The sequence below is a fragment of the Novosphingobium sp. FW305-C-111 genome, assembly GCF_058783565.1.
Genome location: NZ_JBYSYP010000001.1, coordinates 232,535 through 248,812, shown reverse-complemented (window position 1 = coordinate 248,812; position 16,278 = coordinate 232,535). Strand labels below are relative to the sequence as shown.

Sequence of the window (16,278 nt, the reverse complement as noted above, 5' to 3'; positions counted from 1 at the left end):
CCGCCCGGCGCGAATCAGGTGCGCTTTGGCGCGCGCATGAAAATCTTTATGGCGCCGTTGTCGATCTAACTCTACCCGCCAAGTGGAGTTTGATTCGCGAAGGTGGGGCAATGGATATCTTCGGCACTTTCGATTTCTATTCCCTGCTCCCCTACATCGCCGTCGGCTTTGCCGCCCAGATGGTCGACGGCGCGCTCGGCATGGCGTTCGGCGTGATCTCGAACACGTTGCTGGTCGGGTTCCTTGGCGTGCCCCCGGCGCTGGCTTCGCAGCGGGTTCACCTGGTCGAGTGCTTCACCACGGCCACTTCGGGGATCAGCCACCTGCTTCACGGCAACGTCGAGAAAGGCCTTTTCTTCCGTCTCCTCATTCCGGGCGTCATCGGCGGCGTCCTTGGCGCGTATGTCCTGTCGTCGCTGGATGCCGGCGTGGTGAAGCCCTTTGTCATGCTCTACCTGACTGGCATCGGCTTCTACATCCTGATCCGCGGGATCATGTATCCCCCGAAAATCAAGGAGGCGAAGTACGTTGCCCCACTCGGGCTGTTTGGCGGCTTCCTTGATGCGGCAGGTGGGGGCGGCTGGGGGCCGGTGGTCACCTCGAACCTCCTGATCCAGGGCGCTGACCCGCGCAAGGTCGTGGGCACGGTCAACACGGTCGAGTTTTTCCTGACGCTGACGGTCTCGGCGGCGTTCATCTATCACCTGGGCATCGCCGATGTGGCCGGCGCAACGCTGGGCCTGCTGATCGGCGGCCTGCTCGCTGCGCCTCTGGGCGCCTGGGCGGCCAAGCACTTTCCGGCCAAGACCATGCTGATCCTGGTCGGCATCGTGCTGACCCTGACCAGCGCCTACAGCGTCTGGAAGGCCTGGGGCTGAGCTAGGCGGGCTTTGGCCCGACGAACCCGGCCCACGCCGGGTTGTCCCATGGGTCCCATATGGCAAGCATGTCCGCCCGTGCGGCTGGTTCGTCTTCGCCCAGCACGTCGCGTTTCCAGCGATAGACGAAGGCGGAGACGCGCCAGTTCATGATGCAGTGGACGTGCACCGGCCCGTCCGCGTTCTTGGCCATGGCCGCGCAGAACGCTGTGAAGTGACTGTCGTCCGGTGCGTCGAACGGGACAGGGATATTCACGTAATCCATCCCCAGCCCGGCAACGCTGTCCGCCTCGTCGGGCAGCGCCCGCTCGTGGCTGTGCAGGCCGAGGTTGATGACGGTCCGCACGCCTAGCGCCGCGATCCGGGCAAGCTCGTCCTCGCCCGGTTGGCCCGAGGTGGTCAGGCGGTCGTCCAGCCTCCGCCAGTTGGTGACGGAGGCCGGATCGTCCATTTCGTCAGCCCGCGATGCCCGCGGCGGCAAGCACCGCCAGCGTCAGGATGTCGGGCGCGATCGAGGTCATCGGCGCAATCTGCACCGGCTTTTCCATGCCCAGCAGCATAGGCCCGATCACCGCGTTGCCAGCCAGCTCGCGCAGCAGCTTGGCCGAGATATTGGCCGACTGCAGCCCCGGCATGACCAGCACGTTGGCCGGTCCCGACAGCCGGCTGAACGGATAGTTTTCCATGACCCGCGGATTGAGTGCGGCGTCGGGCGCGAGTTCGCCCTCGTACTCGAAGCCGGGATTTTTGGCATCGAGGATCGCCACCGCGCCGCGGATCGGATCGAGCCAGCGGCCCATCGGGTTGCCGAAGGTCGAGAAAGAAAGAAACGCGACGCGCGGTTCGTGACCCATGCGGCGGGCGACGTCGGCGGTTTCGATCGCGATGTGCGCGAGGTCTTCCGCGCTCGGGCGCTCGTTCACGGTCGTGTCGGCGAGGAACACCGTATAGTTCTTTGCCACCATCAGGTGGACGCCGAACGGCAGGTGATCTGGCTTCGGGTCGAGGACCTGGCGCACTTCCTTCATCGTCTGCGAGAAGGTGCGGGTCATGCCGGTGATCATCGCGTCGGCATGGCCGAGCTTGACCAGCGCCGAGGCGAAGACGTTGCGGTCCTGGTTGACCATGCGCTTGACGTCGCGCTCGAGGAAGCCGCGACGCTGCATCCGATCATAGAGCAGTTCGACCATCGCCGGCACGTGCGGGCTGATCGCCGAGTTGTGGATCTCGAAGCTGTCGGGATCCTCGATGCCGAGTTCGACCAGCTTGTCGCGGACCACCTGATCGCGCCCGACCAGCACCGGGGTGCCGTAGCCAAAGTCGCGGAACTGGATCGCCGCGCGCAACACCACTTCGTTTTCCGCCTCGGCGAAGACCACCCGCTTGGGGTTCTGCTTGACCTTGGCATAGACGTTGGTGAGCACCGAGGTTGTCGGGTTGAGCCGCGCCTTGAGGCTGTGGCGGTATTCGTCGAAATCGGCGATCGGCTTCTGGGCGACGCCGGTTTCCATCGCCGCCTTGGCGACCGCGGAGGAAACCACTTCCATCAGGCGCGGATCGAACGGGGCGGGGATGATGTAGTCGAGCCCGAACTGGTGGTTGATTCCGTATGCGGCGGAGACTTCCTCCGGCACCGGCTCGCGCGCGAGTTCGGCGATCGCGGTGGCGGCGGCGATCTTCATCTCCTCGTTGATTGCGGTCGCCCGTACGTCGAGCGCGCCGCGGAAGATGAAGGGGAAGCCGAGCACGTTGTTGACCTGGTTCGGATAGTCCGAACGCCCGGTGGCGATCACGCAGTCCGGCCGGATCGCCTTGGCGTCGGGCGGGGTGATTTCCGGATCAGGGTTGGCCATGGCGAAGATGATCGGCTGGGGCGCCATCTTCTCCATCATTTCGGGCTTGAGTGCGCCCTTGGCCGAGAGGCCAAGGAAGATGTCGGCCCCGACCAGCGCTTCGGCCAGGGTGCGGGTGTCGGTCACTGCGGCATGGGCCGACTTGAACTGGTCGATCCCCGGACGACCGACATAGATCACGCCCTTGGAATCGCACATGATGACGTTTTCGTTGCGCACGCCCATCGACTTGACGAGCGAGGTGCAGGCAATCGCCGCAGCGCCGGCGCCGTTGACCACGACCTTGACGTCTTCCAGCTTGCGCCCGGTGAGGAAGCAGGCGTTGAGCAGGCCGGCCGCGGAAATGATCGCGGTGCCGTGCTGGTCGTCATGCATGATCGGGATCTTGAGGCGTTCTTTCAGCGCCTGCTCGATGATGAAGCACTCCGGCGCCTTGATATCCTCAAGGTTGATGCCGCCGAAGCTCGGCTCCATCAGGGTCACCGCGTCGATGAAGGCCTGCGGGTCTTCGGTGTCGAGCTCGATATCGATCGAATCGACGTCGGCGAAGCGCTTGAACAGCACCGCCTTGCCTTCCATCACCGGCTTCGAGGCCAGCGCGCCGAGGTTGCCCATGCCGAGAATGGCCGTGCCGTTGGAGATGACCGCGACGAGGTTGCCCTTGGCGGTATAGTCATAGGCGGTGGCGGGATCGTCGGCGATAGCCTGGACCGGGACCGCGACGCCGGGGGAATAGGCGAGGCTGAGATCGCGCTGCGTCGCCATCGGCTTCGAGGCGATGATCTCGATCTTACCCGGGCGGATCGTGTTGTGATAGAAAAGCGCCTCGCGCTCCGTAAACCGGACGTTGCTGTCTTCCGCCATTTTCCCCAACTCCTTGTTCTTGCCCCCCGGTCAGGTCGCCCGCGCCCGTTCGGGTCGCCCTGCCAGAACAATGTCCATGCCGATTCTGCCGACTTCACTCCTTGCTAGGCCGGTGCTTCGGAAAACCCAAGTGCTCGACCGCAAATAACAGGCTTCGCCCGTCGCGCCAGACCAGCCGCATGCGGTTGTCGACCTTGGCGGGAATGCCGGTGTCGATCAGCCAGACGTAATCGACCTTGTCGATCGGCGCACGCTTCAGCGCCCCGCCGATGGTGCGCAGGCGCCGGCCGCACCTGGGCGTCCACACGAACTCCGACGGATCGGCCGAGAAGTATTTCGCCGGCTTGAACTTGGTCTGCAGCATGTGCAGCCCCGGCACCGCCCAGTTGTCGTTCACCCACGACTCGCGGTAGATGCTGGCGAGGCTGGCAATGTGGTCGCGCCGGGTGTTGCGCCAGTCGATCTGCAGGCACGAGTGCTGGACGAAGACCATGATCCGGCTGCCGGGCTCGACGTGGTTCAGCGCGGCGAGCTGGCGTGCATAGTCGTCGCGGTATTCGACGAACCCTGCGCCGATCACCAGCAGCCGCGCCGCCAGCACGACCGATCCGGCGAGCGCCACGGTGCGGGCGAGGCGGGGCCGGGCCTTGCTCCAGTCCTGCAGGCCGAGCGCGATCAGGAATGCGATCGGCAGAAGGCGGATGTCGACCAGCGCGCTGCCCTGGATGTCGCTGGGGATCGCCACGAACATCAGCAGGATCGCGAGCGGCGGCAGCCCCCGCCGCCAGTTCCACCGCGCGCCCACGAACACGCCGAGCAGGACGATCAGGATGCACGCGACCATCGTCGCGATGTCGAGCTCATAGACCTGGTCGCGCAGGGTCAGGACGAACGACCAGCCCTTCTGCGCCCAGCGCCACTTGAGCCCGCCCTTGGCGCCCTGGTCGCTGCTGAGGACCTTCCAGACGAGGATCGTCAGCACCGTCATCGCCAGCGGCCAGCAGGCGATCACCAGGCGGCGGACGATCTCCCGGGGGCTCTTCACCTTCTCGTCGATCAGCTTGCCCAGCTCATATGTCGCGACCGTGATCGGCAGCAGCAGTCCACCGATGGCGTGGCACAGCAGCGCCACCGGCTGGATGGCCATGAGCAGGATCGCGCGTTTCCTCGGCTGCTTCTCGAACCACACCGATGCGGCGAACGCGCACAGCGAAAGCCCGGTCGCGAGGATGTAGTTGAGGAATCCGGTCAGCAGCGGGAACGAATAGATGAACACCAGCGCCCAACTTGCGCCGTGGCCGCCACGCGGGTTGAGCACGCGGATCATCGCCAGCGCCCCGAACGCAAACAGCGCGGTGGCGATCACGGTGCTCCACCATCCCGCCGCCAGCACCCCGAACGGGTAGGAGAGCAGCTTCATCAGCACTTCGCCGCCGAGGTTCAGCGTCAGCAGCCATTCCCAGCCGAAATAGTCGTGAAGCGGGCTCCCCGGGGGTGCGGCCTCGATTCCCGCGGCGCCGGTGTGGCCGGGAATGTCGACCAGCGGCGGGATCTCGACGAGGAAATAGGGGAAGATGATGGCCAGGACGATCAGCACCACCGCCGGCGTGCGCAGCCACGGCAGGGCGGGGCCGTGCCAGTCCCACAGCGTGCTGCGCCAGTCGTCGCCCCAGCGGCCCGGCAAGCTCCACAGCGAAGGACGGTCACGCAACGTGGAAGGATCCCGGAGCCAAGGTGTCGATAAGGCGGGGGCGGCGGTTTGAGAAACGTGGTCGCATTGGCTACCCGTCCACCCGTGACTGCAAATGCCGCAACTCCGATGATGGCGCAATATCTTGCGCTGAAACAGCAGGCAGGAGACTGCCTGCTGTTCTACCGGATGGGCGATTTCTTCGAACTGTTTTTCGACGATGCGAAAGTGGCTGCACAGGTACTCGACATCGCGCTGACCAGCCGGGGCGAGCACGCCGGGGCGCCGATCCCGATGTGCGGCGTGCCGGTCCACTCGGCGGAGGGCTACCTCGCCCGGCTGATCAAGGCCGGCTGCCGCGTCGCCATCGCCGAACAGGTCGAAACGCCCGAAGAAGCGAAGAGGCGCGGCGGATCGAAGGCGCTGGTCGCCCGCGACATCGTCCGCTTCGTCACCGCCGGGACCTTGACCGAAGAGGCCTTGCTCGAGCCGCGCCGGGCCAACGTGCTCGCTGCCGTGTGCGAGGTGCGCGGGGCGATCGGGATCGCCGCCTGCGACATCTCGACCGGTCGGATGGAGCTGGAGGAATGTGCGACCACTGACATGGCCGCCGCGCTGGCCCGGCTCGGCGCAAGCGAACTGGTCTGCCCGGAAGCCTGGGAGGCGGCACCCGATTCGGCGATTCCCCGCCCCGCGTCCGGTTTCGCCAGCAGCGAGGGCGAATCGCGGCTGAAGGCGGTCCATGCGGTGGCGACGCTCGACGGGTTCGGGCAGTTCACCCGGGCGATGCTCGCGGCGGCGGGCGGACTGGTGGCCTACCTCGACCATGTCGGACGCGGCCGCCTGCCGCTGCTGCTGCCACCCGTCGCGCGCGAAAGCGGCGGCCACATGGCGATGGACGAGGCGACGCGCGCCAGCCTCGAAATCCTCGTCTCCTCCGCCGGAACCCGCAAGGGCAGCCTGGTCGAGGCGATCGACCGCTGCGTGACGGGAGCGGGCGCTCGCCTGCTCGCCGAGGACCTGTCCGCCCCGCTCACCGATGCCGGCGCTATCCGGGCGCGGCTCGAACTGGTCAGCTGGCTGCACGACGACCCGCTGCTGCGCGGCGACCTGCGCGCGATCCTGCGCTCGCTGCCCGATGTCGGGCGGGCACTCGGCCGGGTGGTGGCGGGACGCGGCTCGCCCCGCGATCTCGGCCAGCTCCGCGATGGCCTGAGCGAAGCATGGCGGCTGCGGCAGTTGTTCGAGGAGCGCGGCGATCGCCCGGCTCTGCTCGACTCGCTGCTGCCCGCGCTCAGCGGCCATGCCGCGCTGGTCGATCATCTCGCCCATGCGCTGGTGCCGGCCCCGCCGACCGAGCGATCGCAGGGTGGCTACATCGCCGAAGGGTACGACCACGGTCTGGACGAGTTGCGCCGCGTTTCGGGCAACGCCCGCCGCGCCATCGCCGCGCTCGAGGCGAAATATCGCGACGAGACCGGGGTCTCTGCCCTCAAGATCCGCCACAACGGCGTGCTCGGCTACTTCATCGAGGTTCCGGCGCGCCATGCCGACCGGCTGATGGAGCCCGAATCGGGCTTCACCCACCGCCAGACGATGGCCGGGGCGGTGCGGTTCAACGCGCTGGCGCTGCACGAGGAAGCGAGCCGGATCGCCGAATCGGGCGGCCATGCCCTCGCCGCCGAGGAAGCGCACTTCGAAACACTGGTGGGCGAAGCTGTCGCCCGCAAGACCGAGATCGCCGCGACCGCCGCGGCCCTCGCCCGGATCGACGTCGCCGCCGGCCAGGCCGAGCGCGCCGCCGAAGGCCGCTGGGCGCTGCCACGGGTGATCGACGAACCCTGCCTCGACATTGCCGGCGGGCGCCATCCGGTGGTCGAGGCCGCGCTCGCGGGGCGCGGCGAGCGCTTCGTCGCCAACGACTGCCGGCTATCCCTGAGCGATCGGCTCTGGCTGGTCGGCGGGCCGAATATGGGCGGCAAGTCGACTTTCCTGCGCCAGAACGCGCTGGTCGTCCTGCTGGCGCAGGCCGGCGGGTTCGTGCCCGCGGATAGCGCCACGGTCGGCATGGTCGACCGCCTGTTCAGCCGGGTCGGCGCGAGCGACAACCTCGCGCGCGGGCGTTCGACCTTCATGGTCGAGATGGTCGAAACCGCCGCGATCCTCAGCCAGGCGACCGAGCGCAGCTTCGTGATCCTCGACGAGGTCGGCCGCGGAACCTCGACCTACGACGGGCTGGCGCTGGCGTGGGCGGTGGTCGAGGCGGTGCACGAGGTCAACAAGTGCCGCTGCCTGTTCGCCACGCACTACCACGAACTCGCGCGGCTGGCGGAATCCTGCGATTCGCTTTCGCTGCACCATGTCCGGGCGACCGAATGGAAGGGCGACCTCGTCCTGCTTCACGAGCTGGCCGAGGGACCGGCGGACAAGTCGTATGGCCTGGCCGTCGCGCGCCTCGCGGGAGTGCCCGCGCCGGTGGTGCGGCGGGCCAAGGCGGTGCTCGACAAGCTCGAAAAGGGCCGTGCCGCGACCGGCGGGCTCGCCGCCGGGCTCGACGACCTGCCGCTGTTCGCGGCGGCGTTGCAGGCCGAAGAAGAGCAGCGCGACGACCTGCGCGAGCGGCTGAAGGGCCTTGACGTCGATGCGCTCAGCCCGCGCGAGGCGCTCGAGGAGCTGTACCGGCTGAAGAGGGAAGCAGAAGGCTGAACCCCCGCGCAGGCGGGGACGCGAGTGCGTTACGCCAGCCCCAGGAACAACCCCGCGAGCGCCGCGCTCATCAGGTTGCTCAAGCTCCCCGCCGCCAGCGCGCGGATGCCCAGCTTGGCAATCATCGGGCGCTGATTCGGGGCGAGGCCGCCGGTCACCGCCATCTGGATCGCGATCGAGCTGAAGTTGGCGAAACCGCAAAGGCCAAAGGTCACGATCGCGCGAGTCGCCTCGGACAGCGAGGTGTCCTTGCCCAGCTCGATGAACGCGACGAATTCGTTGAGCACCAGCTTGGAGCCGAACAGCCCGCCGGCATGCATCGCCTCGGCCCAGTTCGGCGCGCCGAGCAGGTAGAACACGGGAGCGAAGACGTAGCCGAGCACCAACTGGAACGAGAGGTCGGGGGCGCGGAACCAGCTGCCCACCCAGCCGAACAGCCCATTCGCGAGCGCGACCAGCGCGACGAACGCCAGCACCATCGCGCCGACCGCGACCGCCAGCTTGACGCCGGTCTGCGCGCCCTGGCTCGCCGCCATGATGATGTTGGCGGGGCGCTCTTCCTCGTCGGAGGCGAGGCTCGGCTTGACGTGCGGGTTGGGCAAGGCCTCGTCCGCGACCTCCGCCGGGGCGGGCGGTTCGTCGGGCATCATCAGCTTGGCCATGAGAATGCCGCCCGGTGCAGACATGAAGGCGGCGGCGACGAGGTAGTCGATGCGGATGCCCATGCTGGCATAGGCGGCGAGGATCGTGCCCGCGACGCCTGCCATGCCCACCGTCATCACGCAGAACAGTTGCGACGGGGTCAGTGCGGCGAGATAGGGCCGGATCACCAGCGGTGCCTCGCTCTGCCCGACAAAGATGTTCGAGGCGGCGCACAGCGATTCGATTCGGCTGATGCCGGTGATCTTCTCGAGCCCGCCGCCGATCCAGCGGATCACCAGCTGCATGATCCCGAGGTAGTAGAGGATCGAGATCAGCGCGGCGAAGAACACGATCACCGGCAGCGCGGCGATGGCGAAGCTGGTCCCGCCGATTTCCGGCTTGGCCAGCGGGCCGAACAGGAACTCCACGCCGGCATGGGCATAGCCGAGCAGTCCGGCAACCCCGGCGGCTGCGCCCTGCAGCGCCGCGTTGCCCCACGACGAATAGAGCACCAGCGCCGCGAATCCGGCCTGCAGCGCGAAAGCGGAGGCCACCACCCGCGGGCGGATCGCGCGGCGATTCGCGGAAAGCAGAAAGGCGACAAGCAGGATGAGGGCCATCCCGACGAGGCTGAGTACGACGCGCATCGGGTGAGTTGTCCCTGATCCAAGCTGGTTTCACCCGTTCCTAATCGCGAATTGGCGAGCGGTCAAAATGCGGCTAACCGTGGCGCGCATGAACCAGACCGCACCGGCCGCACGCACCATCCCGACATCGCTGTTCGCCTTCTCGCTGCTTTACGGCGGGCTGTGCGTGCTCGCCGGGGTGCTGGGGACGAAGCTCGCCTCGCTCGGCCACTGGCCGGTGCTCGGCGATCTGGCTGTGGAGAGCGGGATCTTCGCGTTCCTGCTGCTGGTGGTGATGTCGAGCGCGGTTGCCGAACTGTTCGGGCAGGACATGGCCAACCGCCTCGTCCGCTTCGGGTTCGTGCCGCTGATCGTGTCGATGATCCTGCTCACGGTGGTGATCAACGTCGTCCCGCCGGCCTCGTTCTGGACCGACCAGGACGCGTTCGCCCGCCTGCTCGGGCAGGGCGCGCGGATGCAGTTCGCCGGGCTGATCTCCTACGGCACCTCGCAGACGCTCAACGTCTACCTGTTCAGCCGCATCGCCGGCGGGCAGGGACGGTTGCTGATGCTGCGGGCGTGGATCGCCTCGATGCTCAGCCAGACCGTGGACACCGTGCTGTTCATCACCATCTCGTTCTATGGGCAGGACATGCCGCTTGTGCAGATCATGGAAGGGCAGATCATCTCCAAGCTGGTGCTTTCGACGATCATGGTGCCGCCGCTGATCTGGTTGTTCGTCCGGCTGGGGCGCTGGCTGGACCGCGAGGAAGCCTGAGTCCCCGCCCTCGCGGGGGAACGCGTATTTATTGCGAAAATGCGCCGCCTCGTTCAAAGGCGCGGCCATCATGACCCAGAACCACGACCCGCTCATGCTCGCCAAGGCCGAGACCCTTACCGAGGCGCTGCCGTACCTGCAGCGCTACGCCGGGCGCACCTTCGTGGTGAAGTACGGCGGCCACGCGATGGGCGATCCCGAACTGGCGCACGACTTTGCCGAGGACATCGTGCTGCTGAAGGCGGTCGGGATCAATCCGGTGGTCGTCCACGGCGGCGGGCCGCAGATCGGGCGGATGCTCAAGGCGCTGGGCATCGAATCGCGTTTCGTCGACGGCCTGCGCGTCACCGACAAGCAGACCGCAGAAGTCGCCGAGATGGTCCTCGCCGGGGCGATCAACAAGGAACTGGTCGGGTGGATCGCGAAGGCCGGCGGCAAGGCGATCGGCATCTCCGGCAAGGACGGCGGCATGGTGATCGCCAGCAAGGTCGAGGCCAAGGCGCCCAAGTCGGTGCCGGGCGACGACGGCGATCCGGTGGTGGTCGACCTCGGCTTCGTCGGCGAGCCCTCCAAGATCGACACGACCGTCATCGACACGATCTGCGCCGCCGGGATGATCCCGGTCATCGCCCCGATCGGCGTGGGCGAGGACGGCGCGACCTATAACATCAACGCCGACACCATGGCGGGATCGATCGCCGCAGCGCTCGGCGCGGCGCGGCTGTTCCTGCTGACCGACGTGCCGGGCGTGCTCGACAAGCAGGGCAACCTGCTTACCGACCTGACCCCGGCGGACATCGCCCGGCTGGCCGATGACGGTACGATCAGCGGCGGGATGATCCCCAAGCTCGAAACCTGTGTTCACGCGGTCGAGGCCGGGTGCGAGGCGACGGTCGTGCTCGACGGGCGGGTGCCGCACGCGATGCTGCTGGAAATCTTCACCCAGCGCGGCGCCGGCACGCTGATCCGGGCCTGAGCCGGGAACATCGCGGCGGTCCGGGCGTCATGCTTGCGATGATCCGCCTTGCCGTCCTTTCTGCCGCGCTGTCCGCGCTCGCCATCAACCTCGCGGGGTGCGATCAGCAGGCGCCGGTGCCGGCGGCGTCCGAGGCGCCCGTGAGCGAGGCGGTGCTCGACCCAGGTCCGGCTCCCAGCCCCTCCGCCACCCCGACCGCGGAAGTGAGCGAACCCGCCGTCCCCAGCGCTTCGCGTGATCCGCAGGACGTGCTCGCCGCCTGGGCCAAGGCGGTCGAACTGCGCGACTGGCGGACGGTTCGCAGCTATTGGGGCGACTCCGGCAAGGTCAGCGGGATGGACGATGCCGCGTTCGCCGCGAAATGGGCGGACCTTATCGCGCCGAAGGTGACCGTCGGCCCCGGCCAGCAGGAAGGCGCGGCCGGTTCGCTTTATTACACCGCGCCGGTCACGATTCTCGACGGCAGCCGCACCCTGAAGGGCGAGGTCACCATGCGCCGGGCCAACGACGTCCCCGGGGCTACGCCGGAGCAGCTAAGGTGGCATATCGAGCGCACGACGCTGAAGTGGTGATCGGATAAGCCTGAGTGCGTCCTCGCGAAGGCGGGGACCTCCAACAATCAAGCGGACCATTAGCGGCACGAGGCCCCGCTTTCGCGGTGGTGCGCCCTGTATTATCCGGGTAGCACGGTTCCGCCGCCTCGGCTAAACGGCGGCCATGCTCATAAACATCCTCTACCAGATCTTCTCGATGCTCGGGTCGGTCGTTTCGACCGTTGTCATCGTCCAGTTCATCATCAGCCTGCTGATGGCGTTCAACGTGGTGAACTACACCAACAAGGTGGTCTACGCGATCTGGACCTCGCTCAACGCGATCCTCGATCCGATCCTGCGGCCGATCCGCCGCCACATGCCTGACACCGGCGCGATCGATTTCTCGCCGCTGGTCCTGCTGCTGGGAATCAACGTCATCCTGATCATCCTCGGCAACCTTGCGAGCGGGATGTGAGCGCCGAGGTTATCGACGGCAAGGCGTTCGCGGCTGGCCTGCGCGCCAAGGTCGGTGATCTGGCCGCCTCGTTCGAGGCCGCGGCCGGGCGCAAGGCCGGGCTTGCCGTGGTGCTGGTGGGCGAGGATCCGGCGAGCCAGGTCTATGTCCGCTCCAAGGGCAAGCAGACTCTCGAGGCCGGGATGGCGAGCTTCGAGCACAAGCTCCCCGCCGAAACCGCCGAGGCCGACCTGCTCGAGTTGGTCGATCAGCTGAATGCCGATCCCGCGGTCGACGGCATTCTCGTCCAGTTGCCGCTTCCCTCGCACATCGACGAGCAGAAGGTCATCGCCGCGATCAATCCGGACAAGGACGTCGACGGCTTTCACGTGATCAATGCGGGCCGCCTCGCGGTCGGCCAGCCGGGCTTCGTGCCCTGCACGCCGCTCGGCTGCTTGATGCTGCTCAAGGACCGGCTGGGGAGCCTCTCCGGCCTCGACGCGGTGGTGATCGGGCGCTCGAACATCGTCGGCAAGCCGATGGCGCAGCTCCTCCTTGCCGAAAGCTGCACGGTGACCATTGCGCACAGCCGGACGAAAGACCTGCCCGAGTTGGTGCGCCGCGCCGACATCGTCGTCGCCGCGGTCGGCCGTCCCGAAATGGTCAAGGGCGACTGGCTGATGCCCGGCGCGACCGTGATCGACGTCGGCATCAACCGCGTTCCCGCCGCCGAGGGCAAGACCCGGTTGGTCGGCGACGTCGATTATGCCTCGGCCAGCGAAGTGTCGGGGGCGATCACCCCGGTTCCGGGCGGCGTCGGGCCGATGACCATCGCGGTCCTCCTGCGCAACACGCTGGTCGCGGCGCACCGCAATGCGGGTGTCGCGCTGGCGGACGGGGCGATCTGATACGGGTGGCGTTCAGCGCCGCGGTGCTTATGCTTGGCGTATGAAGCGCCTGATCCCCATCGTTCTCCTCGCCCTCGCCGCAACGCCGTCGCTCGCTCGCGAGCGCGGCCCGCAGCTGCGGCCCGCCGCCAACCCCAGCGCGGTCATCGCGCGCGAGCTGGAGTTCGCGCAGGCGGCCAAGGACAAGGGCCAGTGGACCGCCTTCCGCGCCTTCGCCGCCGAAGACGCGGTCATGTTCGTGCCGCAGATGGTCTTCGCGCAAGGCTGGCTGAAAGACCGCGCCAACCCCCCGGTGGCGGTGAGCTGGCAACCCACCGAAGTCTGGTCGAGCTGTGACGGCTCGCTGGTGGTCAGCCACGGCGCATGGCAGCGTCCGAACTCGGTCGGCTATTTCACCACGATCTGGCAGCGCCAGGACGATGGCAAGTACAAGTGGGTGTTCGACCACGGCGATGAACTGAAAGAGGCCGTGGCCGTGCCCGACCTCATCCCGGCGCACGTCGCCGATTGCGCTGAAAAGCGCGGTCCGGGGCCGGGCAAGAAGGTGAAGAAGGGCAAGCCCGCCCCGCTCGACCCGGCGCGCCGCGCGGGCAAGTCCGACGACGGGACGATCGCGTGGGAGGTCACCGCCACCCCCGAGGGTGCGCACAACCTCTCGGTCGAATGGGTGAAGGACGGCAGCCTCGTTCCCCTGACGATCGAGGAAGTCGCCGCGCCGGAGACCAAGTGATGCAGGAGCTGTTCCTCTCCGCCTTCGTCACCCTGTTCCTCGTCATCGACCCGCCGGGCTGCGCGCCGATATATGCAGGCCTCGTCAGCGGGGCGACTGCCCAACAGGCCCGCACCATGGCGATCAAGGCGACGCTGATCGCCACCGCGATCCTGTTCGTCTTCGCGCTGTTCGGCGAGGCGTTGCTTGGTGCGCTGCACATCGAACTCGACGCATTCCGCATTGCCGGCGGGATCATGCTGTTCTTCATCGCCCTCGACATGGTGTTCGAGAAGCGCACCGAACGCCGCGAGCAGCGCGCGGAAAAGGTCCGGGCGACCCCGGAGGTGGAGGACGTATCGGTCTTCCCGATGGCAATGCCGATGCTCGCCGGGCCGGGCTCGATTGCCACGATCATGCTGCTGATGAGCCGCAGCGAGGGCACCGAGCAGACGCTGGTCGTGCTGGCCGCGCTTGCCGCGGTGATGGTCCTCTCGCTCCTCGCCCTGATCGCCGCCAAGCCGCTGATGCGCCTGCTCGGCAAGCAGAGCGAAGCGGTGATCACGCGGCTGCTGGGGGTGCTGCTGGCGGCCTTGGCGGCGCAGTACGTGATCGACGGGCTCAAGGCGCAGTTCTAGGCGCGAGTCGCCGAAGCCCACCCCGCTGCGACTGACGCTTGCTGCGCAAGTGCATGTCTCGCTCTCCTCCCGCATGCGGGAGCGGCTACTGCAACGTCACCCGGCCATCGTCCGAATCGTGCCGTCCGAAAAACTGCATCAGCTGGACCAGCAGCTCGCACCGCGCCGACAGCGTCTCCGCCTCCAGCAATGCCTGCTTGGCCGCCGCGTCGAACGGGGCGATCTGCGAGACGCCGTTGATGAGCGACACGTCGTCGAGCCGCGCCACTGACTCCCAGTCGACCCGGTAACCCTGCGCGTCGGCAAAGCGGCGCGCCTCGCGTTCAAAGCCGGCGCGCTCGATCGCGCTCAGCGCCTCGCCCTCGTCGTCGGGAAGCAGTTCGGCCTCGACCTGGCGGAACGGCGTGACGACTTCCAGTTCGCGCAGGATGCGGAAGCGCGAGACCCCTTCGAGCACCAGGTTGAAGCGCCCGTCGTCGAGCGCCTCGATCTCGCCGATGTGGCCGACGCAGCCGACCTGGAACAGTGGCGCGCCCTCGACCGGGGCCTGCGGCTGGATCATCGCGATCCGCCTGTCACGGGCGAGCGCATCTGAGACCATCGCGCGGTAGCGCGGCTCGAAGATGTGCAGCGGCAGTTGCAGCCCGGGGAACAGGATCGCCCCCGGCAGCGGGAAGATCGACAGGCGCGTCGTCTGGATCGTCCCGCCCATGACCGTCAGCCGAAAAGCACGGTGGACAGCTTGCGCCGGGTCGCCGCGACCCACGGATCCTCCAGCCCTGTCGCCTCGAAGATCTGGAGAAGGCGGGCCTTCGCCGCGCCCTCGTTCCATTCGCGGTCGGCGGCAACCATCGCCAGCAGCTTCGCCGCCGCCCCGTCGCGGTCGCCGCTCGCATAGAGCGCGTTGGCGAAGGCGAGCTGGGCGTCCATGTCCGCCGGGCGCTCGGCCGCCGCGGCGCGCAGCGCGGCGAGCTCGCCTTCCTCGGGCGCGTCCTCGGCCAGCGCGAGTCCGGCGCGGGCCTGCGCCAGAGCGGGGTCGGCGGCCAGCTTGGGGTCGAGCGAATCGAGCGCGGCCTGCGCCTCCTCGCGGTGGCCGGAGAGCGTCAGCGCACGGATCAGGCCGGCCTGCGCGGCGGCATTGTCGGGCGCGATCTCGACGATCTGGGCGAAGATCCCGGCGGCGCGCTCGCCATCGCCGCTATCCAGCACCTCTTCGCCCATCGCGATCAGCGGGGCGATGTCCTGCTTGGGCTCGCCGCCCGGCTGGATCGGCAGCTTGGCGAGCAGCTGGTCGAGAAGGCCCTTCAGCTGCGATTCGCTGCGCGCCTGAGTCAGGTCGGCGACCGGCTGGCCCTGGAACAGCGCATAGACCGTGGGGATCGAGCGCACCTGGAACTGCGCGGCGATGAACTGCTCTTCATCGACGTTGACCTTGGCAAGGATCACGCCCTTGTCGGCATAGTCCGCCGCGACCTTTTCGAGCACCGGGGTCAGCGCCTTGCACGGCCCGCACCACTCCGCCCAGAAGTCGAGAATGACGAGATTGGTCATCGACGGTTCGACCACATTCGTGCGGAAGCGGTCGACCGCCTTCTGTTCGTCGATGCTGAGGCCGAGGCTTGCCAAGTGTCTGTCTCCGAGTGTCGCTTTGCCGCACCATGTGGGAACCCCGGCGCATTCGGCAAGGGGAAACGGCGCAACGATCGGCGCAACGCATTTTCCCGTTGCACGGCCCGGGGGGCGATGCTAACGGCGCGCCTCACCCCGGCCCGAGGGGCTTGTCTCCCGGGTCCGAAACGCACGAGCGGGCGTAGCTCAGGGGTAGAGCACAACCTTGCCAAGGTTGGGGTCGAGGGTTCGAATCCCTTCGCCCGCTCCAGTTTCCTTCCATCGCGATCGCCGGATAATCGCCCGACCGGGCCGCGCCTGGTGGCGTTCGGGCGGCATGGCCCGCTTGACGCTACGGCAAAGCCGGGTCTCCTTTCGGCGCGTGGCAGTTCCGGGAAATCCGTTGTTTTGCCCG

Annotated in this window: 15 protein-coding genes and 1 tRNA gene; 10 read left to right on the top strand and 6 right to left on the bottom strand. The window is 67.6% G+C overall.

Annotated elements, in window-relative coordinates:
• Positions 1 to 110: 110 nt before the first annotated feature.
• Complete coding sequence (locus AC3WLD_RS01310; RefSeq protein WP_492555094.1) at positions 111 to 878, top strand: sulfite exporter TauE/SafE family protein; 768 nt, start codon at positions 111 to 113, stop codon at positions 876 to 878.
• 1 nt (position 879) lies between these two features.
• Here AC3WLD_RS01310 and AC3WLD_RS01305 read toward each other — a convergent pair whose 3' ends face one another.
• From AC3WLD_RS01305 to AC3WLD_RS01295, 3 genes are all read right to left on the bottom strand, one after another.
• On the bottom strand, positions 880 to 1,329 hold the full coding sequence (locus AC3WLD_RS01305; RefSeq protein ID WP_492555093.1) for a protein tyrosine phosphatase family protein: 450 nt from the start codon (positions 1,327 to 1,329) through the stop codon (positions 880 to 882).
• Positions 1,330 to 1,333: 4 nt separating this feature from the next.
• On the bottom strand, positions 1,334 to 3,595 hold the full coding sequence (locus AC3WLD_RS01300; RefSeq protein WP_492555092.1) for an NADP-dependent malic enzyme: 2,262 nt from the start codon (positions 3,593 to 3,595) through the stop codon (positions 1,334 to 1,336).
• 94 nt (positions 3,596 to 3,689) lie between these two features.
• Positions 3,690 to 5,306, bottom strand: a complete 1,617-nt coding sequence (locus AC3WLD_RS01295) for a hypothetical protein (RefSeq protein ID WP_492555091.1) — start codon at positions 5,304 to 5,306, stop codon at positions 3,690 to 3,692.
• Positions 5,307 to 5,414: 108 nt separating this feature from the next.
• On the opposite strand from AC3WLD_RS01295, the gene mutS reads away from it, so the two are divergent.
• On the top strand, positions 5,415 to 7,991 hold the full coding sequence (mutS, locus tag AC3WLD_RS01290; RefSeq protein ID WP_492555331.1) for a DNA mismatch repair protein MutS: 2,577 nt from the start codon (positions 5,415 to 5,417) through the stop codon (positions 7,989 to 7,991).
• Between the two features lie 29 nt (positions 7,992 to 8,020).
• On the opposite strand, the gene AC3WLD_RS01285 is transcribed toward mutS, so the two are convergent.
• The gene (locus tag AC3WLD_RS01285; protein ID WP_492555090.1) at positions 8,021 to 9,280 is read right to left on the bottom strand and encodes a NupC/NupG family nucleoside CNT transporter; all 1,260 of its coding nucleotides are present in this window, start codon (positions 9,278 to 9,280) and stop codon (positions 8,021 to 8,023) included.
• Between the two features lie 88 nt (positions 9,281 to 9,368).
• Here AC3WLD_RS01285 and AC3WLD_RS01280 point away from each other — a divergent pair, with 88 nt between their 5' ends.
• From AC3WLD_RS01280 to AC3WLD_RS01250, 7 genes are all read left to right on the top strand, one after another.
• Entirely contained in the window at positions 9,369 to 10,037 is a 669-nt protein-coding gene (locus AC3WLD_RS01280; protein WP_492555089.1) for a queuosine precursor transporter, read from the top strand.
• Positions 10,038 to 10,107: 70 nt separating this feature from the next.
• Positions 10,108 to 11,013 carry an acetylglutamate kinase gene (gene argB / locus AC3WLD_RS01275; RefSeq protein ID WP_492555088.1) on the top strand — a complete coding sequence of 302 codons (906 nt, stop codon included), beginning with the start codon at positions 10,108 to 10,110 and terminating at the stop codon, positions 11,011 to 11,013.
• A 38-nt stretch (positions 11,014 to 11,051) separates the two neighbouring features.
• Complete coding sequence (locus AC3WLD_RS01270; RefSeq protein ID WP_492555087.1) at positions 11,052 to 11,585, top strand: hypothetical protein; 534 nt, start codon at positions 11,052 to 11,054, stop codon at positions 11,583 to 11,585.
• Between the two features lie 145 nt (positions 11,586 to 11,730).
• Positions 11,731 to 12,021, top strand: a complete 291-nt coding sequence (locus AC3WLD_RS01265) for a YggT family protein (RefSeq protein WP_492555086.1) — start codon at positions 11,731 to 11,733, stop codon at positions 12,019 to 12,021.
• Positions 12,018 to 12,908, top strand: coding sequence for a bifunctional methylenetetrahydrofolate dehydrogenase/methenyltetrahydrofolate cyclohydrolase FolD (gene folD, locus AC3WLD_RS01260; RefSeq protein ID WP_492555085.1), 891 nt, complete (start codon positions 12,018 to 12,020; stop codon positions 12,906 to 12,908). Before AC3WLD_RS01265 ends, folD begins: the two co-directional genes overlap by 4 nt.
• Before the next feature lie 40 nt (positions 12,909 to 12,948).
• On the top strand, positions 12,949 to 13,638 hold the full coding sequence (locus AC3WLD_RS01255) for a YybH family protein (RefSeq protein WP_492555084.1): 690 nt from the start codon (positions 12,949 to 12,951) through the stop codon (positions 13,636 to 13,638).
• On the top strand, positions 13,638 to 14,255 hold the full coding sequence (locus tag AC3WLD_RS01250; protein ID WP_492555083.1) for a MarC family protein: 618 nt from the start codon (positions 13,638 to 13,640) through the stop codon (positions 14,253 to 14,255). Before AC3WLD_RS01255 ends, AC3WLD_RS01250 begins: the two co-directional genes overlap by 1 nt.
• Positions 14,256 to 14,340: 85 nt before the next feature.
• Here the strand turns inward: AC3WLD_RS01250 and AC3WLD_RS01245 are convergent, their stop codons facing one another.
• Both AC3WLD_RS01245 and AC3WLD_RS01240 read right to left on the bottom strand, forming a co-directional pair.
• On the bottom strand, positions 14,341 to 14,967 hold the full coding sequence (locus AC3WLD_RS01245) for an LON peptidase substrate-binding domain-containing protein (RefSeq protein WP_492555330.1): 627 nt from the start codon (positions 14,965 to 14,967) through the stop codon (positions 14,341 to 14,343).
• A 5-nt stretch (positions 14,968 to 14,972) separates the two neighbouring features.
• Complete coding sequence (locus tag AC3WLD_RS01240) at positions 14,973 to 15,881, bottom strand: tetratricopeptide repeat protein (protein WP_492555082.1); 909 nt, start codon at positions 15,879 to 15,881, stop codon at positions 14,973 to 14,975.
• A gap of 178 nt (positions 15,882 to 16,059) precedes the next feature.
• Here AC3WLD_RS01240 and AC3WLD_RS01235 point away from each other — a divergent pair.
• Positions 16,060 to 16,134, top strand: a tRNA-Gly gene (locus AC3WLD_RS01235).
• Positions 16,135 to 16,278: the final 144 nt, after the last annotated feature.